Annotated in this window: 28 protein-coding genes; 15 read left to right on the top strand and 13 right to left on the bottom strand. The window is 69.0% G+C overall.

The annotated features are described in order from the left end of the window. The first annotated feature begins 86 nt into the window (after positions 1-86). From HNQ73_RS08155 to HNQ73_RS08125, 7 genes are all read left to right on the top strand, one after another. Complete coding sequence (locus HNQ73_RS08155) at positions 87-644, top strand: TRAP transporter small permease (RefSeq protein ID WP_183334054.1); 558 nt, start codon at positions 87-89, stop codon at positions 642-644. A gap of 3 nt (positions 645-647) precedes the next feature. Continuing rightward, positions 648-1955 (top strand): TRAP transporter large permease, encoded by a 1308-nt coding sequence (locus HNQ73_RS08150; protein ID WP_183334052.1) that lies wholly within the window; start codon positions 648-650, stop codon positions 1953-1955. Between the two features lie 20 nt (positions 1956-1975). Further along, the gene (locus HNQ73_RS08145) at positions 1976-2530 is read left to right on the top strand and encodes a winged helix DNA-binding protein (RefSeq protein ID WP_183334050.1); all 555 of its coding nucleotides are present in this window, start codon (positions 1976-1978) and stop codon (positions 2528-2530) included. 84 nt (positions 2531-2614) lie between these two features. After that, positions 2615-3097, top strand: a complete 483-nt coding sequence (locus tag HNQ73_RS08140) for a hypothetical protein (RefSeq protein ID WP_183334048.1) — start codon at positions 2615-2617, stop codon at positions 3095-3097. 10 nt (positions 3098-3107) lie between these two features. Next, positions 3108-3806, top strand: coding sequence for a ribonuclease T2 family protein (locus tag HNQ73_RS08135; protein WP_183334046.1), 699 nt, complete (start codon positions 3108-3110; stop codon positions 3804-3806). Between the two features lie 13 nt (positions 3807-3819). After that, positions 3820-4668 carry a 23S rRNA (adenine(2030)-N(6))-methyltransferase RlmJ gene (locus tag HNQ73_RS08130; protein ID WP_183334044.1) on the top strand — a complete coding sequence of 283 codons (849 nt, stop codon included), beginning with the start codon at positions 3820-3822 and terminating at the stop codon, positions 4666-4668. Positions 4669-4812: 144 nt separating this feature from the next. Continuing rightward, complete coding sequence (locus HNQ73_RS08125; protein WP_183334042.1) at positions 4813-5415, top strand: glutathione S-transferase; 603 nt, start codon at positions 4813-4815, stop codon at positions 5413-5415. Between the two features lie 104 nt (positions 5416-5519). Here HNQ73_RS08125 and HNQ73_RS08120 read toward each other — a convergent pair whose 3' ends face one another. After that, positions 5520-6197 carry an outer membrane protein gene (locus tag HNQ73_RS08120; RefSeq protein WP_183334040.1) on the bottom strand — a complete coding sequence of 226 codons (678 nt, stop codon included), beginning with the start codon at positions 6195-6197 and terminating at the stop codon, positions 5520-5522. A gap of 492 nt (positions 6198-6689) precedes the next feature. On the opposite strand from HNQ73_RS08120, the gene HNQ73_RS08115 reads away from it, so the two are divergent. Then, on the top strand, positions 6690-7484 hold the full coding sequence (locus tag HNQ73_RS08115; protein ID WP_183334039.1) for a glycosyltransferase family 2 protein: 795 nt from the start codon (positions 6690-6692) through the stop codon (positions 7482-7484). Here HNQ73_RS08115 and pgeF read toward each other — a convergent pair. From pgeF to lgt, 3 genes are read right to left on the bottom strand one after another with little or no spacing between them, the layout of a single operon-like run. After that, complete coding sequence (gene pgeF / locus HNQ73_RS08110) at positions 7474-8283, bottom strand: peptidoglycan editing factor PgeF (RefSeq protein ID WP_183334037.1); 810 nt, start codon at positions 8281-8283, stop codon at positions 7474-7476. The genes HNQ73_RS08115 and pgeF overlap by 11 nt on opposite strands. After that, positions 8280-9392: a class I SAM-dependent methyltransferase gene (locus HNQ73_RS08105; RefSeq protein ID WP_183334035.1), complete on the bottom strand. Its 1113-nt coding sequence runs from the start codon at positions 9390-9392 to the stop codon at positions 8280-8282. The genes pgeF and HNQ73_RS08105 overlap by 4 nt, the downstream gene beginning before the upstream one ends. After that, complete coding sequence (gene lgt / locus HNQ73_RS08100) at positions 9389-10264, bottom strand: prolipoprotein diacylglyceryl transferase (RefSeq protein ID WP_183334032.1); 876 nt, start codon at positions 10262-10264, stop codon at positions 9389-9391. The genes HNQ73_RS08105 and lgt overlap by 4 nt, the downstream gene beginning before the upstream one ends. A 244-nt stretch (positions 10265-10508) precedes the next feature. Here lgt and HNQ73_RS08095 point away from each other — a divergent pair, with 244 nt between their 5' ends. The 4 genes from HNQ73_RS08095 (at position 10509) to HNQ73_RS08080 (ending at position 15101) form a co-directional block, all read left to right on the top strand. Beyond that, complete coding sequence (locus HNQ73_RS08095) at positions 10509-10787, top strand: accessory factor UbiK family protein (RefSeq protein WP_183334030.1); 279 nt, start codon at positions 10509-10511, stop codon at positions 10785-10787. A 69-nt stretch (positions 10788-10856) separates the two neighbouring features. Continuing rightward, the gene (gene nfi, locus HNQ73_RS08090; RefSeq protein WP_183334028.1) at positions 10857-11519 is read left to right on the top strand and encodes a deoxyribonuclease V; all 663 of its coding nucleotides are present in this window, start codon (positions 10857-10859) and stop codon (positions 11517-11519) included. Between the two features lie 135 nt (positions 11520-11654). Then, positions 11655-12674 (top strand): MaoC family dehydratase, encoded by a 1020-nt coding sequence (locus tag HNQ73_RS08085; protein ID WP_183334027.1) that lies wholly within the window; start codon positions 11655-11657, stop codon positions 12672-12674. Between the two features lie 111 nt (positions 12675-12785). Further along, a complete protein-coding gene (locus HNQ73_RS08080; protein ID WP_183334024.1) occupies positions 12786-15101 on the top strand; it encodes a mechanosensitive ion channel domain-containing protein in 2316 nt (771 codons plus the stop codon). Positions 15102-15104: 3 nt separating this feature from the next. Here HNQ73_RS08080 and HNQ73_RS08075 read toward each other — a convergent pair whose 3' ends face one another. From HNQ73_RS08075 to petA, 4 genes are all read right to left on the bottom strand, one after another. Next, a complete protein-coding gene (locus tag HNQ73_RS08075) occupies positions 15105-15644 on the bottom strand; it encodes an adenine phosphoribosyltransferase (protein WP_183334022.1) in 540 nt (179 codons plus the stop codon). Positions 15645-15766: 122 nt separating this feature from the next. Then, the gene (locus HNQ73_RS08070; protein WP_183334020.1) at positions 15767-16636 is read right to left on the bottom strand and encodes a cytochrome c1; all 870 of its coding nucleotides are present in this window, start codon (positions 16634-16636) and stop codon (positions 15767-15769) included. 43 nt (positions 16637-16679) lie between these two features. Next, on the bottom strand, positions 16680-17963 hold the full coding sequence (locus tag HNQ73_RS08065) for a cytochrome b (protein WP_183334019.1): 1284 nt from the start codon (positions 17961-17963) through the stop codon (positions 16680-16682). A 54-nt stretch (positions 17964-18017) separates the two neighbouring features. Next, positions 18018-18545, bottom strand: a complete 528-nt coding sequence (gene petA, locus HNQ73_RS08060) for a ubiquinol-cytochrome c reductase iron-sulfur subunit (protein WP_183334018.1) — start codon at positions 18543-18545, stop codon at positions 18018-18020. 276 nt (positions 18546-18821) lie between these two features. Here petA and HNQ73_RS08055 point away from each other — a divergent pair, with 276 nt between their 5' ends. Both HNQ73_RS08055 and hemF read left to right on the top strand, forming a co-directional pair. Beyond that, on the top strand, positions 18822-19316 hold the full coding sequence (locus tag HNQ73_RS08055; protein WP_183334017.1) for a tRNA (cytidine(34)-2'-O)-methyltransferase: 495 nt from the start codon (positions 18822-18824) through the stop codon (positions 19314-19316). Positions 19317-19370: 54 nt separating this feature from the next. Further along, the gene (gene hemF / locus HNQ73_RS08050) at positions 19371-20282 is read left to right on the top strand and encodes an oxygen-dependent coproporphyrinogen oxidase (protein WP_183334013.1); all 912 of its coding nucleotides are present in this window, start codon (positions 19371-19373) and stop codon (positions 20280-20282) included. Positions 20283-20449: 167 nt separating this feature from the next. Here hemF and HNQ73_RS08045 read toward each other — a convergent pair whose 3' ends face one another. The 5 genes from HNQ73_RS08045 to HNQ73_RS08025 form a co-directional block, all read right to left on the bottom strand. Continuing rightward, the gene (locus HNQ73_RS08045; protein ID WP_183334010.1) at positions 20450-20737 is read right to left on the bottom strand and encodes a hypothetical protein; all 288 of its coding nucleotides are present in this window, start codon (positions 20735-20737) and stop codon (positions 20450-20452) included. A gap of 75 nt (positions 20738-20812) precedes the next feature. Continuing rightward, complete coding sequence (locus HNQ73_RS08040) at positions 20813-22066, bottom strand: CCA tRNA nucleotidyltransferase (protein WP_183334008.1); 1254 nt, start codon at positions 22064-22066, stop codon at positions 20813-20815. Continuing rightward, complete coding sequence (locus HNQ73_RS08035) at positions 22063-22320, bottom strand: DUF6111 family protein (protein ID WP_183334006.1); 258 nt, start codon at positions 22318-22320, stop codon at positions 22063-22065. The genes HNQ73_RS08040 and HNQ73_RS08035 overlap by 4 nt, the downstream gene beginning before the upstream one ends. Then, positions 22317-22964, bottom strand: coding sequence for a CoA pyrophosphatase (locus tag HNQ73_RS08030; RefSeq protein ID WP_244649966.1), 648 nt, complete (start codon positions 22962-22964; stop codon positions 22317-22319). The genes HNQ73_RS08035 and HNQ73_RS08030 overlap by 4 nt, the downstream gene beginning before the upstream one ends. Positions 22965-22999: 35 nt before the next feature. Next, positions 23000-23632: a DUF1285 domain-containing protein gene (locus tag HNQ73_RS08025; protein ID WP_244649968.1), complete on the bottom strand. Its 633-nt coding sequence runs from the start codon at positions 23630-23632 to the stop codon at positions 23000-23002. Between the two features lie 185 nt (positions 23633-23817). Between HNQ73_RS08025 and HNQ73_RS08020 the strand changes: the two genes are divergently transcribed. After that, entirely contained in the window at positions 23818-24843 is a 1026-nt protein-coding gene (locus HNQ73_RS08020; protein WP_183334001.1) for an AAA family ATPase, read from the top strand. The last annotated feature ends 2 nt before the right edge of the window (positions 24844-24845 follow it).

Genomic DNA, 24845 nt, shown 5'->3' with positions numbered 1-24845 from the left:
GGCAGTAGCTGCCGGCCGCCTCCCGGCACGGCGCTCCGCTCCGGCGTCACACGCGCCTTCGTCATCTGCCGGCAGGAGGAGGCCCCATGCGCGCGGCCCTCGACCGTCTCTATTCACTCTCGCTCTGGCTGGCGGCGCTCTGTCTCGTCGCCATTGCCGTCCTCGTCGGCCTTCAGGTCGGCGCCCGGATGCTCGACAGCATTCTCGATACGCTGGGGCTCGAGCAGACCGGCTTCATCGTGCCCTCGCTCGCCGAAATCGGCGGCTTCCTGCTCGCGGCAGCAAGCTTCCTGGCACTCGGTGCCAGCCTCAAAGCCGGCAGCCATATCCGCGTCACCATGCTTCTCACTCTCGTCGGCGAGAAGCGCCGGCGGCCGCTGGAGCTGTTCGCGCTCGGCATCTCCGCGCTCGCGAGCGCCTACAGCACCTGGTACACGGCCAAGCTCGCGCTCGACTCCTGGGCCTTCAACGAAAAATCATACGGCATCATACCCGTGCCGCTCGTCATTCCGCAGGCGACGCTCGCCATCGGCTTCGCCGTCCTCACCATCGCTCTCCTCGACGAACTGCGCGAGACCGCGGCGAACGGCCGTCCGTCCTTCCGCGCTGCGGAGGATGCCATCACCGTAGGCAAGGAGGGCTGAGCGATGGACCCCGTCGCGCTCTCGAGCCTGCTCATCGTTGTCCTTTTCCTGGTTCTCGGCACCGGTATCTGGATCGCGCTGGCACTTGGCATCGTCGCCTATGCCGGCATGGCCATCGCCGTCTCCGCACCGCCCGGCCAGGTGCTCGCCACCTCCATCTGGGGTGCCGCCACGTCGTGGGATCTTACCGCCCTGCCGATGTTCATCTGGATGGGCGAGATCCTCTATCGCACGCGCCTGTCGCAGGACATGTTCGCGGGCCTCGCACCGTGGATGCGGTCCCTGCCGGGGCGGCTCCTGCACGTCAACGTCGTCGGCTGCACGATCTTCGCCGCCGTCTCCGGTTCCTCCGCCGCCACCTGCGCTACCATCGGCCGCATCTCGCTGCCCGAACTGCAGAAACGCGGCTATGACGAGCGCCTCGCCATCGGCACGCTCGCTGGCGCCGGCACCCTCGGGCTGCTCATTCCGCCGTCGCTCATCATGATTGTCTACGGCGCGGCCACGGAGCAGTCGATCGCACGCCTGTTCATCGCCGGCGTCGTCCCCGGCGTCGCCCTCGCGGGGCTCTTCATGCTCTACGTGGCCGGCTGGGCCCTTCTCAATCCCCGCCGCATGCCGGCGCCAGATCCCGCAATGCCGCTGGGCCAGCGCCTTGCCGCCGCCCGCAGTCTCATTCCGGTGGTGCTCCTCATCGTCGGCGTCATCGGCTCCATCTACGGCGGTCTCGCCTCGGCCACCGAGGCCGCGGTGGTGGGCGTCGCCCTGTCTCTCCTGATGTCGCGCGCCATGGGCACGCTCGACTGGGCGAATTTCCGTGACGGCCTGCTCAGCGCCACGCGCACCTCGTGCATGATCGCCTTCATCCTCGCCGGCGCCGCCTTCCTGACGACGGCGATGGGCTTCACCGGCATCCCGCGGGCGCTCGCCGAGTGGATCGGCGCCATGAACCTCAGCCCCTGGCAGCTTCTGCTGGCGCTGACGCTGTTCTATATGGTGCTCGGCTGCTTCCTCGACGGCATCTCCATGGTGGTGCTGACGACAGCCGTGATCATGCCTCTGGTCGAGGCAGCCGGCTTCGATCTCATCTGGTTCGGCATCTATATCGTCATCGTGGTGGAGATGGCACAGATCACCCCGCCGGTCGGCTTCAACCTCTATGTGTTGCAGGGCATGACCGGACGCTCCATCTTCCGCATCGGCCTCTATGCCCTGCCCTTCTTCCTCATCCTCGCCCTGATGGTCGCCCTGCTCGCGGTCTTCCCGGATCTCGCGCTGTGGCTGCCGCGGCACATGCTGGAGGCGGGCTGAGACCCGGCGGAGGAAACGCCATGGCAAGAAACATCACCGACAGCCTGCCGGCGGAGGCTCAGGATCCGCCGGCGCTCGGCCCCATCGTCTCGTCGGCCCATCTCGCGTCCGGCGCGCTGCCAGCGCTGTCCGAGTTCGAGTTCGGTCTCATCCTCGTCAGTCATGCCTTCCACCGCTGGATGGTGCGTGGCATGGCCGCCGCGGGCGTGCCGGACCTGTCGCCACTCGACGTGCTCGTCCTGCATTCCGTCAACCACCGCGGCAAGCCCAAGCGGCTCGCGGACATATGCCTCGTCCTCAATGTCGAGGACACCCACCTCGTGACCTATTCGGTCAAGAAGCTCGAGCGGCTCAGGCTGGTGAAGAGCGGGCGCAAGGGCAAGGAGAAGACGGTGGCGGTCACGCCCGAGGGTGAGAGGGCCTGCCTGCGCTACAAGGCCATCCGGGAGCAGCTGCTCGTGCGCGCCGTGCGCGGCCTCGGCTTCGACGAGAACGTGCTGTCGCAGATCGCCAGCAACATGCGGGCCCTGTCCGGCCATTACGACCAGGCCGCGCGCTCGGCCGCATCGCTGTGAAGCGGCGCTGCGCGGCTTGACCTTGGCCGCCGCGCCGCGCATCGTCCGCCACGACCTGTTCATTCGATGCCTGTGGGGAGAGCGATGCGAGCCTTGTCTGCCCTGATCGTCGCAGCCGTGACGTTGAGCTCCACGGCCCTGGCCGCTGACTACGGCGGATCTGTCGCCTATCGTGGCGGTGCGGCCCACCCCTACGACTCGGTACCGGCAGAGCGGCGTGAGGTGCCCTGGACCGGCCGGGTTCCGGCCTGCGACGACCCCGCCGTCCTCTCCCGCATCCGCGAGCGCTTCGCCTCCACCGAGGCGCGCTATTGGTCCTCGTCGCTCAACATCACCAGTTTCGAGCACATCCGCTCACTGGGCTACCGGCCCTGGGGGGCGAGCTACATTCCGCGGCGCTTCTGCGAGGCGCGCTCCCGGACGTCAGACGGGCGCAAGCGCACCGTCTACTACTCGGTGCGCGAGGATCTCGGCCTTGCCGGCTGGGGCTGGAGCGTCGAGTGGTGCGTCAGCGGGCTCGACCGTTCCTATGCCTATGACGGGCACTGCCGCGCTGCGCGTCCCTGAAAGGGCTCCGATGCGCGGATCGGGACGGCGACCTCGTCTTGCAGGCCGTGGAGCGGCGCTCGCTGCCCTTACGGCGCTTGGCCTCTTCCTCGGCACAGGCAGCGCCAGCGCCGCAGGGCCCGAACGCGGAGCCCGGCCCGGCTCCTTCGACTTCTACGTCCTCGCCCTCTCCTGGTCACCAGGCTTCTGCGCGCTGTCGGACAAGGCGGACGAGCGCGAGCAGTGCCGCGATGGGGCCGAGCTCGGCTTCGTGGTGCATGGACTCTGGCCACAGCGCGAGCGCGGTTATCCGACCGATTGCGCAGGCATGCCGCGCAATCCTTCGCGCGCGGCCGTCGCTCAGGCGGCCGGACTCTTCCCCGACGAGGGGCTCGCGCGCTACCAGTGGCGCAAGCACGGCACCTGCTCCGGCAAGAGCCCGAGCGACTATTTCGCCGACGTGAAGCGCGCGCGCGACATGGTGACGATCCCGCCGCAGCTGCAAGACACGGCCGCAGACCAGAGTTTCACGCCCATCGACCTCGAGCGCGCCTTCGTCGCCGTCAACAAGGGCCTCAGGACGGACATGATGTCGGTCGTCTGCCGTCGCGGCGTGTTGCAGGAGGTGCGCATCTGTCTGTCGAAGGACCTGCGCGGCTTCGTCTCCTGCCCCGAGATCGACCGCAGCGGCTGCCGTTTCGGCGACCTGAAGGTCAAAGCGCCACGGTGAGGGCCTTTTTGAGATGAACTATCGCCACGCCTATCACGCCGGCAACTTCGCCGACGTGATGAAACACGCACTGCTTGCGCGGATCCTCACCCACCTTCTCAAAAAGGACACGCCCTTCCGCGTCATCGACACCCACGCCGGCATCGGCCTCTACGACCTGTCGGGCGAGGAGGCGGAAAAGACGGCGGAATGGCGCAACGGCATCGGCCGGCTCGACGCGGCGCCACTGCCGGAAGCGGCAGAGGCGCTCATCGCCCCCTACCGCGCCGCCATCGCCGCCGTGCGCGCGCGCCACGGCGCCACCACCTATCCCGGATCCCCGCTGCTCGTCTCGGCCATGCTGCGCCGGCAGGACCGCGCCCTCGCCATCGAGAAGCACCCGAAGGACGCCGAGACGCTGACCCGCGTCCTCACCTACGATCCGCGCATCAAGGCGATTGAGCTCGACGGCTGGACGGCGCTCAACGCCATGATCCCGCCACCCGAGCGGCGCGGCCTCGTCCTCATCGACCCGCCGTTCGAGGTGCCGGGCGAGCTGGAGCGGCTGGCAGACGAGATCGCCAGGGCCTGGAAGAAATGGTCCACCGGCATCTTCGCCGGCTGGTATCCGATCAAGGACAGGCGTGCCGTCGACGCCTTCGCCGCGCGCCTGGCCGCAAGCGGCACGCGCAAGGTGCTGCGCCTCGAGCTGATGGTGACGGACGGGCGCGACGAAAGCCGCCTCAACGGCTCCGGCCTGGTCATCGTCAACCCGCCGTGGACACTGAAGGACGAGGCCGAGATCCTGCTGCCCGCCCTCGCCGAACGCCTGGCGCAGGGCACACGCGCCGGTTTCCGCGCCGAGTGGATCGCGGGCGAGTGAAGGCCGCCCACGCCGGCTCCGCTCGCCCGCCATGCATCGCACGCGCTTGCCGGCGCAAGGCCCTGTCGTCACGGTGAGCGCGGCCGGCCAGCCGGCCACCGTCGATTCGTCCCGAGAACAACACCCGAGGAGAGGCCCAAGCTCATGCTCGTCCTGCGCTCGTCCCCCGCATCGCCCTTCGGCCGCAAGGTCAAGATTGTTGCCGACATCCTCGGCCTGTCCGACCGGATCGAGATTGTCCCGGCCGACACGACAGACCCCGCCGACTCCATCCGCCAGCAGAACCCGCTCGGCAAAATCCCTGCCCTCATCCTCGAGGACGGGCGGGTGCTCTTCGATTCACGCGTCATCGCGGAATATCTCGATCACCTCGCCGGGGGCCGCCTCTTCCCCGCGGGCGAGCGGCGCTTCGATGCGCTCACCCGCCAGGCGCTCGCCGACGGCATCATGGATGCCGCCATCCTGCAGGTCTACGAGACCCGCTTCCGCAGCCCCGAGAAGCACGAGCCGAAATGGCTGGAGCACCAGGCGGGCAAGGTCTCGCGCGCCCTCGCCGCGGCCGGGGCAACGCCGCCGAGCCTCGCCGACGGCATCGACATCGGCCACATTGCCCTCGCCTGCGCCCTCGGCTACCTCGACCTGCGCTTCGGCGGCGCGTGGCGCAACGATCATCTGGCCCTCGTCGCCTGGCTCGACGACTTTGCCGCCCGTGTGCCCACCTTCGAGAAGACGAAGGTCAAGGCCTGACATCGCCGCCGGCGGGCTCGCCCATCGGCCTGCATATCCAGCGACAAAAAACCCGGCGACCGAGGTCGCCGGGTTTCGAGAAACCGGTTTGAACCGGAAGCCGATTAGAACTTGTAGTTCAGACCGGCGCGGACGACCGAGAACTTGGTCTCGGCCTTGTTGGCACCGTAGTAACGGTTGTCGCCGAGATCGACGTAGAGGTACTCGGCCTTGGCCGTGATGTTGTCGGTGAAGGCGTACTCGAGGCCGCCACCGATCGTCCAGCCAGCCGTCGTCTTCGACTTAGAGAACGAGAGGCCAGCCGTCGTGTCGAGGCCGCGGAACTTCGTCTCGCCGTAGGCCAGACCGCCCGTCACGTAGATGAGGGCGCGGTCAAAGGCGGCACCGATGCGGCCACGGACCGTACCGAAGTACTCGACCTCACCGCGGCCGACGCCAACGTTGCCGTCAGCGAACGTCACGGGACGGGTCTTGCCCGACAGATCGGAGTACTGGATGTCCGTCTCGAGACCGACGACGAACTGGCCGATCTGGTAGTTGTAGCCGATCTGGGCACCGCCGACGAAGCCGTCCGGATCGTCGAAGCCGGGAGCCTTCGAGAACTCGCCCCAGCCGTAGCCGGCGTTCACACCAGCGTAGAAACCGGTCCAGGTGAAGATCGGAAGAACCGGGGCCGGAGCGACAGGAGCGACATTGCGGCTCGGGAGGTCGGCAGCGAACGCCGCAGCGCCGGAAGCGATCAGGCCGGCAGCAGCAACACCCGCGAGAAGAATCTTTTTCATCATTCAACTCCTTAATGCTTCCCACGGACCAGGGCCCGCCCGGAAGTTGCCCCCTTCTAAACGAACCTCCCACCGATGTCTGTTGCTGCGCCGCCACACGGCCTTGAGGGACTTGGGCGAAAAAGTGACAGAACCCGGGAAAAAAATGGGACCGCCCTGCGGCCGTCCGTGCAGATACGAATGGCGCCCTCCGCGAGCATGCAGCAAGATATTGATATGTATTGTCTTTCGTCCCCGGAACGACCATTTACCAGTCGTTCAGAATTCGCCACTTTCCGGGCATCCCGTGCAGCCTGCACCGGCCTTTTACGCTCATGCTGCATTGCAGCTATGCCTAATGAACCATTAACGGTGCACGCCATGAGAGCCGGCGGCGGCCAGCCAACCGGACCGACGCCTGCAACGGACCGGCGGAGCCCCCACACGATGCAGCGCTCTTGCCGTGCGGGGCCCCCGCATGCCAAAGGCTGGCGAGAACCCGGGGTGTGACACGTGAGCCTGCCGCTTTCCATCTTTGTCATCGCGCACAACGAAGCCGACCGCATCGGCCGAACTCTCGCGGCGGTGCGGCACCTGACCGACGATCTCGTCGTCGTCGATTCAGGCTCGACGGACGAGACCGTCGCGGTTGCCGAAGCCCACGGGGCCCGCGTCATCTTCAATCCCTGGCCCGGCTACGGTCCGCAGAAACGTTTCGCGGAGGACCAGTGCCGCCATCAGTGGCTGTTCAACATTGATGCGGACGAGGTGGTGCCGCCGGACCTCGCGGCGGAAATCGCCGCCCTCTTCGCCAATGGCGAACCGCCGGCAGACGCCTACGAGACGCGGATCGCGGAGATTTTCCCGGGCGAGGCCGCGCCACATCGCTTCGCCTACGCCCTGGCGCCGGTCCGGCTCTACCGGCGCGACAAGGGGCGCTATTCCGATTCGACGGTGCACGACCGTGTCGTGCTGGCCCCCGGCGCGCGCGTGCGCCGGCTCAAGGGCACCATCCACCACTTCTCGGTGCGCTCCCTCGGCGACCAGCTCGCCAAGCTCAACAGCTATACCGACGCCCAGGCAGACAACCTGGAGGAGCGCGGCGAACGGGTCTCGATCCTGCGCCTCTACCTTGAGTTCCCGGCCGCCTTCCTCAAGGCCTACATCGGCCGCAGGCATTTCGTGCGCGGCGTCTACGGCTTCATGACGGCGATGAACTTCGCCTTCTACCGCTACCTGCGCATCGCCAAGCATATCGAGCGGCGCCTGCTGGCCGAGGCCGCCCGCAAGGGCAGGCTCACGCAGTGAGCGTGATCGCCGCGATCAGGCGGCCGTAGTCCGGCTCGCCGCGGTGCGTCGCCCGCCGGTAGCTGTAGAAGCGCTCCTCATCGGCATAGGTGCACAGGCCGAGGTTGACGAAGCGCCCGACACCAGCCGCAGCCATGCGTGCCCCGATGAAGCCCGGCAGGTCGAACATGGCGTGCGCCGGCCGCTCTGCGGGCGAGAAGAAGCGCGCGTAGGCGGGATCTGCGGCGCAGAACCGTTCGACGAACTCGGGGCCGACCTCGTAGGCCGCGGCGCTGATCGTCGGGCCGAGCACGGCAGTGATGCGCCCGCGTTCCGCCCCGAGCGCCTCCATTGCCTCGACGACGGCCTCGACGATGCCGGACAGGGCACCCCGCCAGCCCGAATGGGCGGCGCCGATGACGCGCGCCTCGGGGTCGGCGAAAAGCAGCGGCCCGCAATCGGCGGTGGAGATGCCAAGGCCGATGCCAGGCACGCGGGTGACGCAACCGTCCGCCCTCGGCCGGGCATCCGCCGGCCACGGTGTCTCAACGGTCACCACATCGGGCGAGTGGACCTGGTGGAGCCCCAGAAGCCGCTCCGGCGGGAGGCCGAGCCGGGCGGCCATGCGGCGGCGGTTTTCGTGCACGGCGGCCGCGTCGTCGCGCGATCCGACGCCTCCGTTGAGCGAAGCGTAGATGCCGCCGGAGACGCCGCCGCGGCGCGTGAAGAAGGCGTGGCGGATGCAGTCGAAGGCGCCGAGCGCCTCCGCCTCGATCGCCTCGGCCGCGCTGTCGCCGAAAGCTCTGTCCGGTGCATTCATGGCTCTTCCCCGCTTGCCCTGGCCGGTGTCGTCAGGCGGTCAAACCCCGGCAGCATCGGCAGGTCCGGATGCGTCACCGCCATCACCTTGAACAGCTCGCCCATTCCGGTGCGCCCGCCTTCCACCAGGCGCTGATACTGGCCAGCGATGGCACGGGCCTGCTCCGGCGTGGCCGACCGCTGCAACCGCTCGGCCCGCACGCCGAGGCCGAGCGCCTCGAGAAAGACCCGCTGCGTAACGGGCCCCTGCAGCACAGCGCCGGCTGCGAGCGCCGCCCGCCCGAGCGCGGCGAAATCCACATGTGCCGTCAGGTCAGCCTCGCCCGGCTCGGCCAGCGGGTCGACGGGCTTGTGATTCTTCATCGCCTGCAGGGTGTCGCCCGTCCCTGTCGCCACATGGCCGTAGTCGATGGCGAGCAAAGCCCCGCCATCGCTGACGAGGCGCTGGGCGAGGGTGCGCATGATGCCGTGGCCGACGAGCGGCACCTCAAGCACCGCCCCCTCTCTCGCCTGCTGGGTGAGGCGCGGCTCTGGCTCCGCCGCGAGGCCGAAGACCAGGCGCCCCTCGGCATCGAGGCCGACGAGTCGCTCGCGCCAGACGCCGCCCTGGCGCACGAACTGGCGTACCGGCAGGGCGTCGAAGAACTCGTTGGCGACGATGACGGCCGGGCCGGGCGGCAGGTCCTCGACGCGATCGTGCCAGTGCGCGGTTGCGACGCGCCCGGCGAGGGACGCCTTCTGCGCCGCGCGCAGCACCGGGCTCGTCTCGACGAGATGCACCTCGGCCGCCTCGATGAAGCCGGGCATCACGCGGCCGGCGCGCAGCAGATCGGCCATCAGCGTGCCGCGACCGGGCCCCAGCTCGACAAGGATGAGCCTCTCCGGTGCGCCCATCGTCTGCCAGACGGACGCTGCCCACAGGCCGATGAGCTCGCCAAACATCTGCGAGACTTCCGGCGCCGTGATGAAGTCCCCTGCCCGGCCGAAGGGGTCCCGCGTCATGTAGTAACCGTAGCGGGGATGCCCGAGGGCGAGCGCCATGAAACGCTCCACCGAAATGGGCCCCTCGGCGGCGATGATGGCCGCGATCTCGTTTCTCAGCTGGCTCATGCCGTCGCTCCCGTGCCGCCTGCGGCAGGCAGCGGCTCGCGCCGCATGGCCTGCCAGATGAGGAAAAGGCCGGCAAGAAGCAGCGGCAGGCTGAGCAGCATGCCCATGGTCACGCCGCCCTCGAGCGCCGAGACCTCGCGGCCGAAGAGAAAGCCGAGCTGCGGGTCCGGCTCGCGGAAAAACTCGCATGTACCGCGCGCCACCGCATAGCCGGCGGCGAAGATGCCGGCTACGAGACCGGGGCGGCGAAAGCCGGCGATGCGCACCGCAAGCGCCAGCAGCACGAACAGCAGGAGCCCTTCGGAGAAGGCCTCGTAGAGCTGGCTCGGGTGGCGCGGCACCGGCCCGGCGCCAGGAAAGACGACAGCATAGGGGAAGTCCGGCGCCGGGCGCCCCCACAGCTCAGCGTTGATGAAATTGGCGATGCGGCCGAAGAAGAGGCCGATCGGCGCGACGGTCGACGCCAGATCGAACATCGTGAGCACCGACAGCCCTCGCCGGCGCGCCAGCAGGAAGACGCCGAGCGCCGCCCCGATGAGCCCTCCGTGGAAGGACATGCCCCCCTTCCATACGGCGAAGATCTCCGCGGGCTGCGCAAGGTAGTGCTCCAGGTTGTAGAACAGTACGTAGCCGAGGCGCCCGCCAACGACGACGCCGACCGCTGCATAGACCAGCAGGTCGTCGAGGTCGGTCTGCGTCGGGCGCCGGCCTGTCCCGCCCCACAGGCCCGGCTGGTTGACCAGGAGGCGCGCATACCACCATCCGCCAAGCAGCCCCACGATGTAGGCAAGCGCATACCAGCGCACGGCGAACGGCCCGATGCTGATGGCGACCGGGTCGATCATGGGAAAGGCGATGGCGAAGGCTGGCATCTCGATCTCGTCGGCCGGTCGTCCGGGTTCTCGCGCGACTTTCCCGACCGCGGACGCCGCGTCAACCCCACGCCGCGCAGGCTCGCGACGACAGCGCCAGTCCTAGCACGGGACCGAGGCCCAAGTGCGACGATCTTTGCGACGATCTTTGCGACGATCTTTTGCAAGGATCTTTTTGCGGCAGATCACCGTTGCGCGGCCTCACTTGTGCTATAGGCGAGTCGAACTGTGCGAGGAGGCATCCATGACCCAGACCACCGGCCGGATTTTCGACGACATCGCCCGCCTCGTCACCGACGCCGCCGGCATGGCCGAAGGAGCCCGGCGCGAGGTGGAAACCATCGTGCGCGCCCAGATGGAACGCTTGCTGCGCAGCATGGACGTGGTCAGCCGCGAGGAGTTTGACGCCGTGCGCGACATGGCCGCTGCCGCCCGCGACGAGAACGAGCGCCTCGCCGCCCGGATCGCGGCACTCGAGGCACGTCTTGCCCGCGACGAGCAGGAACTGACAGAGCGGGACTGACGCCACCCGGCAGCGCCGACCGGGGGCAAGCCCGCCCATTGCGCCGCCCTGCCCTGCCGCGAGGGGCCCATGCAGCTCCACCCCCGCCACGCCTGGACCGTGACGCCGCGCGAGGCGGTCTCCCTACAGCATGATCTGCGAGGCGAGATCGACACCGCCCGCACGCTGCCCCTCGCCGAGGTCCGGCTCGTCGCGGGTGTGGACGTCAGCGTCAAGAACGGCATGTCCCGCGCGGCTGTCGTCGTCACGCGCCTGCCGGACTTCGCCATCGTCGAGACCGTCCTCGCCACGCGGCCGACGCCCTTTCCCTACGTTCCGGGCCTACTGAGCTTCAGAGAGGGGCCGGTTCTGGAAGAGGCCTTCAGCCGGCTGGCCTCCGCCCCCGACGTCTTCATCTTCGATGGCATGGGGATCGCCCATCCGCGCCGCATCGGCATCGCAAGCCACATGGGCCTGTGGCTGGAGAAGCCGACCATCGGCTGCGGCAAGACGCTGCTCGTCGGCCAGTTCGGCCCTCTCGGCCCCGAGAAGGGAGCCACCGCCCCGCTCGTCGACAAGGGGGAGACGATCGGCGTCGCCCTGCGCACGCGCGAGCGTGTCAGCCCCGTCTTCATCTCCCCCGGCCATCGCATCGACCTGGCGAGCGCCGTCGCCGTGACGCTCGCCGCAACGACCCGCTTCCGGCTGCCGGAGCCGATTCGTTTCGCCCACGCCGCCGCCGGCACTCTCTGATCGGCAGCGAGGGTGTGCATTTGGCCAAGGGCGGCCTTGCTCCCGCGCCTGTCGTGCAACTGCGGCCTTTCCGCTATAGCCCTTTGTCGGGGCCCGCTGCCCGGCAATACCGGGCTTTCGATCGGGGAGGTGTTCATGGCGCTCACCCATTACGAGGATTTCGAACCGGGCACTCGCCTGTCCTTCGGCCCCCGCCGCATCACCGCCGAGGAAATCATCGCCTTCGCGCAGCAGTACGATCCGCAGCCGATGCACACGGATCCCGAAGCGGCGAAGCAGAGCATCGCCGGCGGACTGATCGCCTCGGGCTGGCACAGCTGCAGCATCATCATGCGCATGATCGCCGACGGCTTCATCCTCGGCTCCACAGGCCAGGGAGCGCCGGGCGTCGATGAGGTGCGCTGGCTGCGGCCGGTGCGCCCCGGCGACGACCTGACGCTCACGGTCGAGGTGCTGGACCGCCGCCCCCTGCGCAGCCGCTCCGGCATCGGCATGGTCCGCTTCCGCCTGACGCTCGCCAATGGAGCGGGCGAGGATTTGGTGCAGCAGACCAACTGGGTCATGTTCAAGCGCCGCGAGCCGGGCGAACCCGCCGAGGCACCGGCCGTGGCTCAGACGGAGAGACGCCGCGCCGCGGCCCCCACCCTTCCCGAGGCCCGTACAGCCCCGAACCATGCGCGCTTCCTCGACGACCTCGTGCCCGGCGAGGTCGCGCAGCTCGGCTCCTACCGCTTCACGCCGGAGGAGATCGTCACCTTTGCGCGCGCCTATGATCCGCAGCCGTTCCACGTCGATGCCGAGGCGGCGCGGCATTCCCTGTTCGGCGGGCTCTGTGCCTCTGGCTGGCATACGGCCGCCGTGTGGATGAAGCTGATGGTGGCGCACTGGGAGCGCCAGCGGCAGGCCGCCCGGGCCCTTGGGCTGGCCGTGCCCAGCCTTGGCCCCTCCCCCGGCTTTCGCGACCTCAAGTGGCTGAAGCCGGTCTTCGCCGGGGACGAGCTGACCTACACGGTGCAGATCGTGGAAGCGCGCCCCTCCGCATCGCGCCCCGGCTGGGGGCTCGTGACCCAGCACAGCACGGCCGTGAACCAGAAGGGCGAGCCGGTCTTCGCCTTCACCGGCACAGTGATGTGGCAGAGGGCTTCCGCTGGCTGACAGGAAAACGGATGGCCAGCCGGCGTTGAAAGCCGGCCCCCGATATGGTCCCCTTGCGGCGCGCAACGTGCCTGCGCGTCAGCCGCCAACTCGGGGACCTTTCGGGGATTCATGAAGCTTCTCATCACGTTCGCCTGGCTCTGCCTCGCCACTCTCGTCCTTGCGGCCGCGCCGGCGTCGGCCCAGATGCCCCCGGCCCTCGCGATGGGATCGAACGAGGCCTCGGCAAAGGCGGACGTAGATGCCCTCATCAGGATCCTTGAGGACGATGCCATCCGCCGGGTGCTGATCGAGCGGCTGCGCGCGGCCGCGGCCGAGCCGGCCCCGCCGGCCGAACCGCCGACTTTCGCCCGCTGGCTGGCCGAGCACACGGCCGACGCATCGGCTGCCATCAAGGACGCGCTCGCATCGGCTTGGACCTTCACCGAGCGCCTCGGCGAGGTGCTGTCGGGCACCGCCTCGCTCGACCTGCTGCGCCTGTGGGAGGTGCTCGCAAGCCTCGGCTCGGTGATGGTCGTCGCCTTCCTGCTGCTCTTCGCCGCGCGGCTCATCACCGGCCGGTCCCTGGACCGGACGGCACAGCGCGCCCAGGGCGCGCCACTCGTGACCCGCCTCGCCCTCGCACTCGTCGCGGGCCTGGTCGATGCCATCGCCGTCATAAGCGCCTGGGGGGCCGGCTATCTCATCGCGCTCCAGCTCGGCGGCGAGCCCGCCCTCAGCTTCGGCGAGACGCTGTTTCTCAACGCGCTCGTCATGCTCGAGCTAGGCAAGGTTGGCCTGCGCTTCCTTCTGGCGCCGCGCCACGCATCCCTGCGGCCGCTGCCGCTCGACGATACAGACGCCAACTACTGGTATTTCTGGCTGAGCCGCCTCGTCAGCCTCATCGGCTACACTTTTCTGTTCGTCGCGCCTCTCGTCGCGACGACCACAACCTTCGCCGCCGCGCGCGCCGTGCGCGTCATCGTTCTGATGGCGGCGCTGTTCATCGGCATCGCCATCATCCTGCAGAACCGGGACGGCGTCCGCGCGCGCCTGGCATCGGCGGGACGCGACTGGGGCCATGCAGCGCGGCAGGTTCTCCTCGTGCTCAGCCGCGTCTGGCACGTCCTCGCCATCGTCTATCTCGTCGCCCTATTCGCCGCCTGGCTGTCGAACCCGCTGACCGTCCTGCCCTTCATGCTCAAGGCGACGGTGCAGACGGGCATCGCGGTGCTTGTCGGCAGCCTCGTCATGGCCTTCATCTCACGGGCCCTGCGCGGCGGCATGTCCCTGCCGCAGGACGTGAAGGCACGCCTGCCCCTGCTGGAGGCGCGGCTCAACGCCTTCATTCCTTCGGTGCTGCGCGTTGCGCGGACGGTGGTGCTCGTCATCGTGATGCTGGCCATCGCCGACGCATGGGCCATTCTCGATCTCGAAGCCTGGTTCGCGAGCGAGACGGGCCGCAACGTCGTGGGCGCGCTGGTCTCAACCTCGCTCGTGCTCATCCTCGGCTGGCTTGTCTACGTCGCCGTGTCGAGCTGGGTGGAGTACCGGCTGTCGGAAGACTACGGCCGCGCGCCGAGCGCGCGCGAGCGGACCCTGCTCTCGCTCTTCCGCAACGCCTTCACGGTGGCGCTCGTCGTGCTCGTGGGCCTGCTCGCCCTGTCGGAGCTTGGGGTGAACATCGGCCCCTTGCTTGCGGGCGCCGGCGTCATCGGCTTGGCCGTCAGCTTCGGCTCACAGAAGCTGGTGCAGGACATCATCACCGGCGCCTTCATCCAGATCGAGAACGCCATGAACGAGGGCGACGTGGTGAGCCTCGGCTCGATCTCGGGCGTGGTGGAGAAGCTCACCATCCGCTCCGTCGGCATCCGCGACCTCGACGGCGTTTACCACCTCGTGCCGTTCAGCGCCGTCACGACCGTGTCGAACTTCATGCGCGGCTTCGCCTTCCATGTCGCGGAGATCCGCGTCGCTTACCGCGAGGACATTCCGCAGGTGAAGGAGGCCATGCAGGAGGCCTTCGACAGGCTGACGCAGACCCCGCACGGCTCCGCCATCATCGGCCCGCTCGAGATGCACGGCGTCACGGCCCTCGACGAATCGGCCGTGAAGGTGCGGGCTCGCATCCGCACCGTCGGCGGACAGCAATGGGCCGTCGGCCGGGCCTACAACGAGATCCTCAAGGCCGTCTTCGACGAGCGGGACATCGAGATCCCCTACCCGCACGTCACCGTTTACATGGGCCGGGACAAGAGGGGAGACGCGCCACCCCTGCGGCTCGCGACCGACGCGGCAGGCGACGGCGACACAGCCCGCAAGGGCGCGCCTGCCGCCTCAGACGGGCAGCCGCAGCGACGCCCTTCGCGCCGGCGGCGCTCCGCAAAAACCGCCTCGAAATCGGACCAGCAGGCGTCCCGCACCGGCGAAAAGGCCGGCGAGCCGTGAAGCTCAGTGCCCCTCGAAGGACATGAGCGTGCGCACGGTGACGCCGAGGCGGCGCAGACGCTCCGCGCCGCCGAGATCGGGCAGGTCGATGACAAAGACGGCCGCAACCACCTCCGCCCCCATCTTGCGCAGGAGCTCGACGGCAGCCGTCGCCGTGCCGCCGGTGGCGATGAGATCGTCGACCAGGATGACTCGCTCGCCGGGCGCGATCGCGTCGCGGTGCATCTCCATCTCGTCGACGCCGTATTCCAGCGAATAGGCGATTGTCACCGTCTCGTGCGGCAGCTTGCCCTTCTTGCGGATGGGTACAAACCCTGCCGCGAGCTGGTGTGCCACCGCGCCGCCAAGAATGAAACCGCGCGCCTCGATGCCGGCCACCTTGTCGATCTTGGAGCCGGGCCACGGCTGCACCAGCTCGTCCACCGCACGCCGGAAGGCACGCGCATCGCCCAGCAGGGTCGTGATGTCGCGAAAGAGGATGCCGGGCTTCGGATAGTCCGGAATCGTCCGCACCGCCGCCCTGAGATCGCTGCGCTCGTCCATGCCGTCGTTCCACCGCTTGGTTTCGCCGAAGTCATCCGCCCGGAGGCCTCGCTCGTCAAGGAGTACCAGGCCCCCAATGAAAAAGGCGCCCGAAGGCGCCTTTCTTGTCGATGATGGCCGGGTCAGCCGTGTGCTTCCTCGGCGTAGGCGCGGGCCCAGATCTTCTTCTTGGTGAAGTAGAGCAGAGCCGCGAAGACGATGAGGAAGATGATGACCTTGAAGCCCATGGCCTTGCGGGCCTCGAGATGCGGCTCGGCCGCCCACATCATGAAGGCCGCGACGTCGCGCGCATACTGGTCGACCGTCTCCGGCACCACCGGGTTGCCGGCCTCGTCCTTCGGATATTCCACCTGCCCGTCGCTGAGGGGCGGCGGCATGGCGATGGCATGGCCCGGCATGTACTCGTTCCAGTACTGGCCGGGCTGCAGGGTGGTGCCTGCCGGCGCCTCGCGATAGCCGGTCAGCAGCGCGTAGATATAGTCCACGCCGTGCTCGGCATATTCGAAGAACGGGATGGCATCGATGAGGAACAGCGGGAAACCGCGCTCATAGGTGCGCGCCTTGGCAAGCAGCGAGAAGTCCGGCGGATAGGCGCCGCCATTGGCCGCACGCGCCGCATTCTCGTTGGGGAACGGCGGCGGAAAGTGGTCGGCCGGGCGGCCGGGACGCTCGAACATGTCGCCGGCCTCGTTCGGCCCGTCCTGGATCTGGTACTCGGCCGCAAGCGCCTTGACCTGCCCCTCGGTGAACTCGGGACCGCCAGGCTGCGAGAGGTTGCGGAAGGCCACGCGGGTGAGACCGTGGCAGCTCGCGCAGACCTCGCGATAGACCTTGAAGCCGCGCTGCAGCTGCGCCCGATCGTAGGTGCCGAAGGGGCCGGCGAAGCTCCAGCTCTGGCGCGGCGGCTTGGCCTGCTCGGCCGCGGAGGCCGGCACCGCCGTTGCGACGGCGGCAGCGAGGAAGCCGGCGATGAGAAGGGTCGTCTTTTTCATGTCGTCATTTCCCCCGCGCCGCTAGGCGCGATCAGCCCCAATCTCAGCCCTTGGAATGCGGCTCGGCACTGGCGCCCGAGGCGAGGCCGACCGGCGCACCGCCATGCTTGCGCAGCACATCCTCGGCAATGCTGCCCGGCATGGGACGCGGCTTCTCGATGAGGCCGAGGATGGGCAGGATGACCAGGAAGTGCAGGAAGTAGTAGGCCGTCAGCACGCGCGCGGCGATGACATAGCCCCCCTCCGGCGGCTTGGCGCCGAGATAGCCGAGGCCGATGCAGCACAGCACGAAGACCCAGAACAGCTGCTTGTAGAGCGGCCGGTAGGTCGCCGAGCGCACCTTGGAGGTGTCGAGCCACGGCAGGAAGGCGAGGACCGCGATCGCGCCGAACATGGCGAGCACACCGGCGAGCTTGTCCGGAATAGCGCGCAGGATCGCGTAGAAGGGCAGGAAGTACCACTCCGGCACGATATGCGCGGGCGTCACCGCCGGGTTCGCCTCGATGTAGTTGTCCGCATGGCCGAGATAGTTCGGGATGTAGAACACGAACCATGCGAAGAAGATGAAGAAGCAGACGACGGCGAAGAAGTCCTTGATCGTCGCGTAGGGCGTGAAAGGTACCGTGTCCTTCTTCAGGTTCTTCACGTCGAGGCCGGCTGGGTTGTTCTGCCCCACGACATGCAGCGCCCAGATGTGCAGCGCGACAACGCCGGCGATCATGAAGGGCAGCAGGTAGTGCAGCGAGAAGAAGCGGTTCAGCGTCGGGTTGCCGACGGAGTAGCCGCCCCACAGCCAGGTCACGATCGGCTCGCCAACGATGGGCAGCGCCGAGAAGAGGTTGGTGATGACGGTGGCGCCCCAGAAGCTCATCTGCCCCCACGGCAGCACGTAGCCCATGAAGGCCGTGGCCATCATGAGGAGAAAGATGATGACGCCGAGGATCCACAGCACCTCACGCGGGGCCTTGTAGGAGCCGTAATAGAGGCCACGGAAGATGTGGATGTAGACCGCGATGAAGAACATCGAGGCCCCGTTGGCGTGCAGGTAGCGCAGCAGCCAGCCGTAGTTCACGTCGCGCATGATCTGCTCGACGGAGGTGAAGGCCAGCGACGCATTCGGCGTGTAGTGCATGACGAGCACGACGCCCGTCACGATCTGCGCCACGAGCATGAAGGACAGGATCGCCCCGAACGTCCAGAAGTAGTTCAGGTTGCGCGGCGTCGGATAGGCGACGAAGGACGAATGGACGAGGCCGATGATCGGAAGCCGGCTCTCGAACCATTTCGCCACTGCGCTCTTCGGAACGTAGGTGGAATGTCCGCTCATGGTCTTGGGTCGCCTGATGTTGCTCGGTATCGCGGGCGTGATGCTGGAAGCGCGTCAGCCGATCTGGATCTTCGTGTCGCTCACGAAGGTGTAGGGCGGGATCGGCAGATTGGTCGGCGCCGGCCCCTGACGGATGCGCCCGGAGGTGTCGAACACGGAACCGTGGCACGGGCACAGCCAACCATCGTAGGCACCCGCATGGCCGAGCGGCACACACCCGAGGTGCGTGCAGTTGCCATAGACGACCAGCCACTGGGCATGGCCCTCCTTCACGCGGGCCGAATCGGCCTCCGGATCCGGCAGCGAGGCGACGTTCACCTCCTCCGCGGCCTTGATTTCCTCGGGCGTGCGATGGCGGACGAAGATGAGCTTGCCGCGCCAGAAGAGCTTGACGATCTGCCCCTCGGCGATGGGCTCGAGGTCGACCTCGACCGGAGCACCAGCAGCGATGGTGGCAGCATCCGGGTTCATCTGCGCGATGAAGGGCCATGCCACCGCGGCAACACCAACGGCACCCACGGCACCGGTCGCGATGAAGAGAAAGTCTCGCCGGGTCGGTTCGGCGGTAGCGGTCTCAGCCACGTTGGCTCCCCAGTCTCACAATCCTGGCTCGGCGTTGCCGCCGCGACGGCCCCTCGCATACCCGCACACGGCAGGGTTCGCGGAATCCGTCGGTCACGGCGGCGCGCCGACTTCAAAGCATGGACGCGACAGCCCCGCAATGCGACCGGGAGTCGCCGCGCGGCGCGCTGTTTGGCATGGTTCCAGAAGCATGTCCATACTTTCCCGCGACAAAGCGGTGCGCTACGTCGTCGGGCCGGTCTTCTCCGCGCCCGCGCCTCCTTGCCCGACGCCGCCATGCCCGTCCGTCTCGCTCTCTTCCAGCCCGACATCCCGCAGAACACCGGCACGATGGTGCGCCTGTGCGTCTGCCTCGGCCTCGGGCTCGATATCATTGAGCCGGCCGGCTTTCCCGTGTCCGACAGGGCGTTCCGCCGGGCGGGGATGGACTATCTCGACGCGGTCGAGATCACCCGGCACACGAGCTGGAGGGCCTTCGAGGCCGCGCGCGCCACCGCCGGCCGGCGCCTCGTGCTCGCCACCACGCGCGCCGCCCAGCCCTACCACGCCTTTTCCTTCGCCCCCGGCGACATTGTGATGATGGGCCGGGAATCGGCCGGCGTGCCAGAGGAGGTGCATTCGGCAGCCGATGCGCGCATCCTCGTGCCGATGCGCCCCGGCCTGCGCTCGCTCAACGTCGCCGTGGCGGCGGCGATGATCCTGGGCGAGGCCCTGCGCCAGTTGGACGCCTTCCCCGGCGGGCAGGAGGCTTCTACACCGGCGGGGCGCTGACCGGCCCCCAGCCAGGGCCGCCGCTCGCACCAGGAAGCCGCGGAAGGAAGCACCATGACCGACGCCACGCAGATCGACCCTGCCCTCGTCGCGCGCCTCAAGGAGGAGGCGGGAAGCTGGTTTGCGGAACTGCGCGACGCCATCTGCGCCGATTTCGAGACCATCGAGGACGAGGCGCCGGGCCCGTTCTTCCCCGAGGCGGGCGGGCCGGGCCGCTTCGAGCGCACGCCCTGGCAGCGCACGGACCACACGGGCGCGCCGGGCGGCGGCGGCACCATGGCCATCATGCGCGGCCGCGTCTTCGAGAAGGTGGGCGTGCATGTCTCCACCGTCTTCGGCGAGTTCTCGCCCGAGTTCCGCGGCCAGATCCCCGGCTCGGCCGAGGATCCGCGCTTCTTCGCCACCGGCATCTCGCTCATCGCCCACCCCTGGAACCCCAACGTGCCCACGGTGCACATGAACACACGCTTCGTCGTCACCACGAAGCCGTGGTTCGGCGGCGGGGCGGACCTGACGCCGATGCTGGACCGGCGCCGCACGCAGGACGACCCGGACTCCGTCGCCTTCCACGCCGCCATGCGCCAGGCCTGCGAGGCGCACGCTGCCGTTGCCCCCTACGAGAAATACAAGGCCTGGTGCGACGAGTACTTCTTCCTCAAGCACCGCAACGAGCCGCGCGGCATCGGCGGCATCTTCTACGACTACCACTGGTCGGGAGACCCGGACGCCGACCTTGCCTTCACCCGCGCGGTGGGCGAGGCCTTCCGCGACGTCTACGGCCGCATCGTTCGCGCCAACTGGGCCACACCCTGGACGGAGGCGGACCGCCACGAGCAGCAGGTGCGCCGCGGCCGCTATGTGGAATTCAACCTGCTCTACGACCGCGGCACCATCTTTGGCCTCAAGACCGGCGGCAACGTCGCGTCGATCCTGTCGTCGATGCCCCCGACGGTAAGGTGGCCGTGAGACCTTGCCGAAAAACTGCCGCCATCACGGGAAATGAGAGAAGGGACAACGCCGGGAATTGCGGAATATTTGCCGGACTGCACCCGCGCTGGCCATGATTGTTCATCACAGGACGGTGACAAAACATCCGAACAAATACAGCAGCCTCCGCATTGGGTTAAGCGCCCTCAATCCGCGCTCGGCAGGCGCCGCATCGTGAACTCGATGCGGCCGTCGCCGAGGTCTCGCCAGCTCTCGACCTCCGTCATGTAGGCGGCCTTCGGGAAGCGCGCGAACCATTCGCGCGCCTTGGCCCTGGCGGCCTCGCGCTCAAGCACGAAAGTCTCGCGCCGCCAGGTGGCGCCGGTCTCGCCGCTCGGGCGGCCGGCCTGGGCCCTGTCGCGCCGCCCGGCGAGGCGGCGGGCCACATCTGCCGGTCCGTCTCCTGCCGCCGGTCCACGCCCTGCCCGTGCCATCGCCGTCCCTCCCAGAGAGCGTCGGCCGTGATGCCCGCCGCCGATGCTAGAACAGGACGCCGGCCGAGGGAACGTTCAGCCCTCTCGCACGGCAGCCACCGCCTCGCGCAGGATGCGCTCAAGCGCCGCCCTGTCCGCCGGGCAGTCCGCGTCGAGCCAGCGCTCCCGCGCGGCGGCGAGCACGGCGCCGACGCGCGGCCCCTTCTCCACCCCGGCGGCGACCACATCCCCGCCCGAGAGGGGGAAGGCCGGCACCACCTCCTCCCCCCGCGCCGCGGCGGCGAGCAGGTCCCGCCCGCGCGGCTCCACCTCGGTCTGCGGCGCAACCGCCGCGAAGGCGGCGGCGATGACCTCGGGCGGGAAGGCGGACGCGAGAGCCCTCAGGTCCCGCAGCCGCCAGGGACCGGCAGCTCCCCGCAGGCGCTCGGCAAGCGCCGCGAAGGCGTGGACGCGCCGCGTCTCGGCGTTCGACAGGCGCAAGCGCTCGCGCAGGCGCTCGGCATCCTCGGCAATCTCCGCGCCGAGCGCGGCGAGCCGCAGCACCGCATCCGGCGCACGGCCGGCGGCAGCCTCCCAGGCGGTGAGGCGGCCGAGGCGCTCCTCGTGGGTCACGCCGGCGAGGACGCGCTGCATAATGCCGGCCTCGGCCATGATGCGACAGGTCTCGAGCGCGCGGGGGGCGACGAGGAGCTTGGCGATCTCGGCCCTCAGCCGCTCGTGGGAGAGGCGATCGAGCCCCGCGCGCGCCTTCACGGCGGCGCTGAAGCCGGCGGCATCGATGTCCCCCGCCCCGTAGGCGGCATGGAAGCGGAAGAAGCGCAAGATGCGCAGATAGTCCTCGGCGATGCGGCGGGCAGGGTCGCCGATGAAGCGCACGTGCCGCGCGGCAAGGTCCGCGAGCCCGCCGACGAAGTCGTGCACCTGCCCCATACGGTCGGCGTAGAGCGCGTTCATGGTGAAGTCGCGCCGGCGCGCGTCGGCAGCGAAGTCGCGGCCGAAGGCCACCTTGGCCCGGCGCCCGTCCGTCTCCACGTCCTCTCGCAGGCTCGTCACCTCGAAGGGCGTGCCGTCGACGATGACGGTGACAGTGCCGTGCTCGACGCCCGTGGGCACCACGCGGAAGCCGGCCGCGCCGGCCCGGCGCATGGTCTCCTCGGGTGTCGCGGTCGTGGCGCAGTCCACGTCGCTCACCGGCCTGCCGATGAGCACGTCGCGCACCGCCCCTCCCACGATCCAGGTCGTCTCGCCGGCCCCGTCAAGCGCACCGAGCAGCTTCTGCAGCGCCGGGCGGGCAACGAGCGCGGCGACGGCCGCCCGGTCCACGGTCATTGGAACCGCCCCGGCACGAGTCGGCCGTTCTCCAGATGCGTCGGCACGTAGGCCCCCATGTGTCGCTCAGCCGTGAGGCCGAGATAGAGAAGCGCGCCAATCGCCAGCACCAGTCCGGCAATGACGAGCCAGGGCACGTGCCCGTCCCACGCGTGCCGCGTGAAGGGGTTGCGCCGGCGCAGCAGCAGGTAGATCCCGAACAGGATGAACGGAACGAAGAAGAGAACCAGCTCCTGCAGAATCGCCCGTGTCATGGGCCGTAGAGCCTCTCGTACAGATTGCGGATGATACCGGCCGTGACGCCCCAGATGTAACGCTCCCCGAAGGGCATGGCGTAATAATGCCGCAACGTGCCGCGCCACTCGCGCGAATGGCGCTGGTGGTTGGCGGCGTCCATCAGGAAGTCGAGCGGCACCTCGAAGGCCTCGTCCACCTCGGCCCGGTTGACCGTGAGCGTAAAGCCGGGCGTTACCTGCCCCACCACCGGCACGATGCGATAGCCGGTGGAGGAGAGGTATTCGTCGAGATAGCCGAGCGGCCGCACATGGCCGCTGTCGAGGCCGATCTCCTCCCGCGCCTCGCGCAGTGCCGTCGTCAGCGGCGTTGCATCCTCCGGGTCCATCTTGCCGCCGGGAAAGGCGATTTGCGCCGAGTGCTGGCGCAGGTGCGCAGCCCGCTGGGTGAGAAGCAGGCTGACGCCCGTGGCGCGGGTGACGACGGGCACGAGGACGGCGGCAGGGCGCGCCACCTCCACGGCCACCTCGGGCCGCCCGCCGGCAAGGTCGTGGTCGCCGCGCAACCGCACCGTGCCCGCCAGCGCAGGCGGATGCGGCAAGAGGCGCCGGCGCGCCCGCTCGAGAAAGGTCGCCTCGTCCACAATTGCGTTCTGGTCCGCCACTGGCTTTCCGTCCCCGCGCGCCTGCCCGATGCCCGTCACGCCCGGCCCGCCCCGTCCTCGGAGGGGATGGGGAAAAAGGCGCCGGCCGAGGCGATGCCCATCACCTCCGCGCCCGACGCGTCCTGCCGCGTCTCGACAAGTTCGGCAAGGTCGTGCGCGAGGGCGCGCGTCAGCCGCGCCCACAGGCCGCCGCGTATGTGGACATAAGGCTTCAGCCCGCCCTTCGCATCCGTCTCGAAGCGCATGGGATGCTCCGGCCCCGCCTGCACCACGTCGTCCACGTTGGTGCGGAAGCCGATGACGCGCTGGCCCGCCTCCTCGCTCACGGCCATCTCGACGGCGAGAAAGGGCACGTCCTCGACGGTGATGCCCACCTTCTCCACCGGAGTTACCAGCACATAACCGTCCGGGTCGCGCCGCAGGATGGAGGCGAACAGCTTCACCAGCGCCGGCCGGCCGATGGGCGAGCCCTGGTAGTGCCAGGTGCCGTCGGCCGCGATTCGCATGTCGATCGTGCCGCAATGGGGCGGGTTCCATTTCTCCACGGGCCGCGCCCCCGCAGCCGGCCCGGCGGAGGCGAGGAGCGTCGCAAGGCCCGGCGGCAGCCCCTGCGGCGCTGCCCCGCCGCCGTCCTGCGGCTTGCCCGTCTTGCTGGCCTCGTCGCTCACGTGTTCGTGTCCCCGCAACATCGGCGGCCCATTTCGGCGCGCGCCGCTTGTAATCTGGTTCGCGCCACTACTATCGCAAGAACGGGCGCGGCGGGGAACCTGCGGCGTCCGCCCTCAAGCGGCTTGAATAAGACATGATCGCCGATGCAGACTGCTCCCGCGGGGGCACAGAAGGAGAGTTGCCGATGACGAGCGGCACCGACCGTACCGCTGTGGCCCAGACGCCGACCACCATCGACGACGCCGTGATCCAGGCCGCCGAGGCCGCCCTCGACCACGTGGCCAGGGCGCGCAGCGCCATCGGCTCCGTCATCTTCGGCCAGGAGCACGTCGTCGAGCTCGCCCTCGTGACGGTGCTCGCCGGCGGCCACGGCCTGCTCGTCGGCGTGCCGGGCCTCGCCAAGACCAAGCTCGTCGAGGCGATGGGCACCGTCCTCGGCCTCAACGGCCAGCGCATCCAGTTCACGCCCGACCTGATGCCGTCGGACATCCTCGGCACCGAGATCCTCGACGAGAGCGCCGACCGGCAACGCAGCTTCCGCTTCATCAAGGGGCCCATCTTCGCCCAGCTGCTGATGGCGGACGAGATCAACCGCGCGAGCCCGCGCACCCAGTCCGCACTCCTGCAGGCGATGCAGGAATATCACGTGACGGTGGCCGGCGTGCGCTACGACCTGCCGCGCCCCTTCCACGTGCTCGCCACCCAGAACCCCATCGAGCAGGAGGGTACCTATCCCCTGCCCGAGGCGCAGCTCGACCGTTTCCTGCTCCAGATCGACGTCGGCTACCCGGACCGGGAGGCGGAGCGCCGCATCGTCCTGGAGACGACGGGCCTCGAGGAACATCGCCCGACCGCCGCGATGAACGCGGAGACGCTCATGGGCATCCAGCGCCTGGTGCGCCGCCTGCCGATGGGCGAGAGCGTGCTCGACGCCATCGTCTCGCTCGTGCGCTCCGGCCGTCCCGGAGATGGACCGGAGGAGCTGACGCGCGACCTCGCCTGGGGCCCCGGCCCGCGTGCCAGCCAGGCGCTGGCGCTCGCCGTGCGCGCCCGGGCGCTCATCGAGGGGCGCCTCGCGCCGTCGGTCGATGACGTGGCGGCCCTCGCGGAGCCGGTGCTGAAGCACCGCATGGCGCTGACCTTCGCCGCCCGCGCGGACGGCCGCACCATGTCCGAGGTCATCGCCCGTCTCGTGGAGCGGCTCGGCTAGGA

Source organism: Chelatococcus composti (genome assembly GCF_014201415.1).
Classification (GTDB): Bacteria; Pseudomonadota; Alphaproteobacteria; order Rhizobiales; family Beijerinckiaceae; genus Chelatococcus_A; species Chelatococcus_A composti.
The sequence above is the reverse complement of the archived record's forward strand: the minus strand, read 5'-3'. Positions and strand labels throughout refer to the sequence as shown.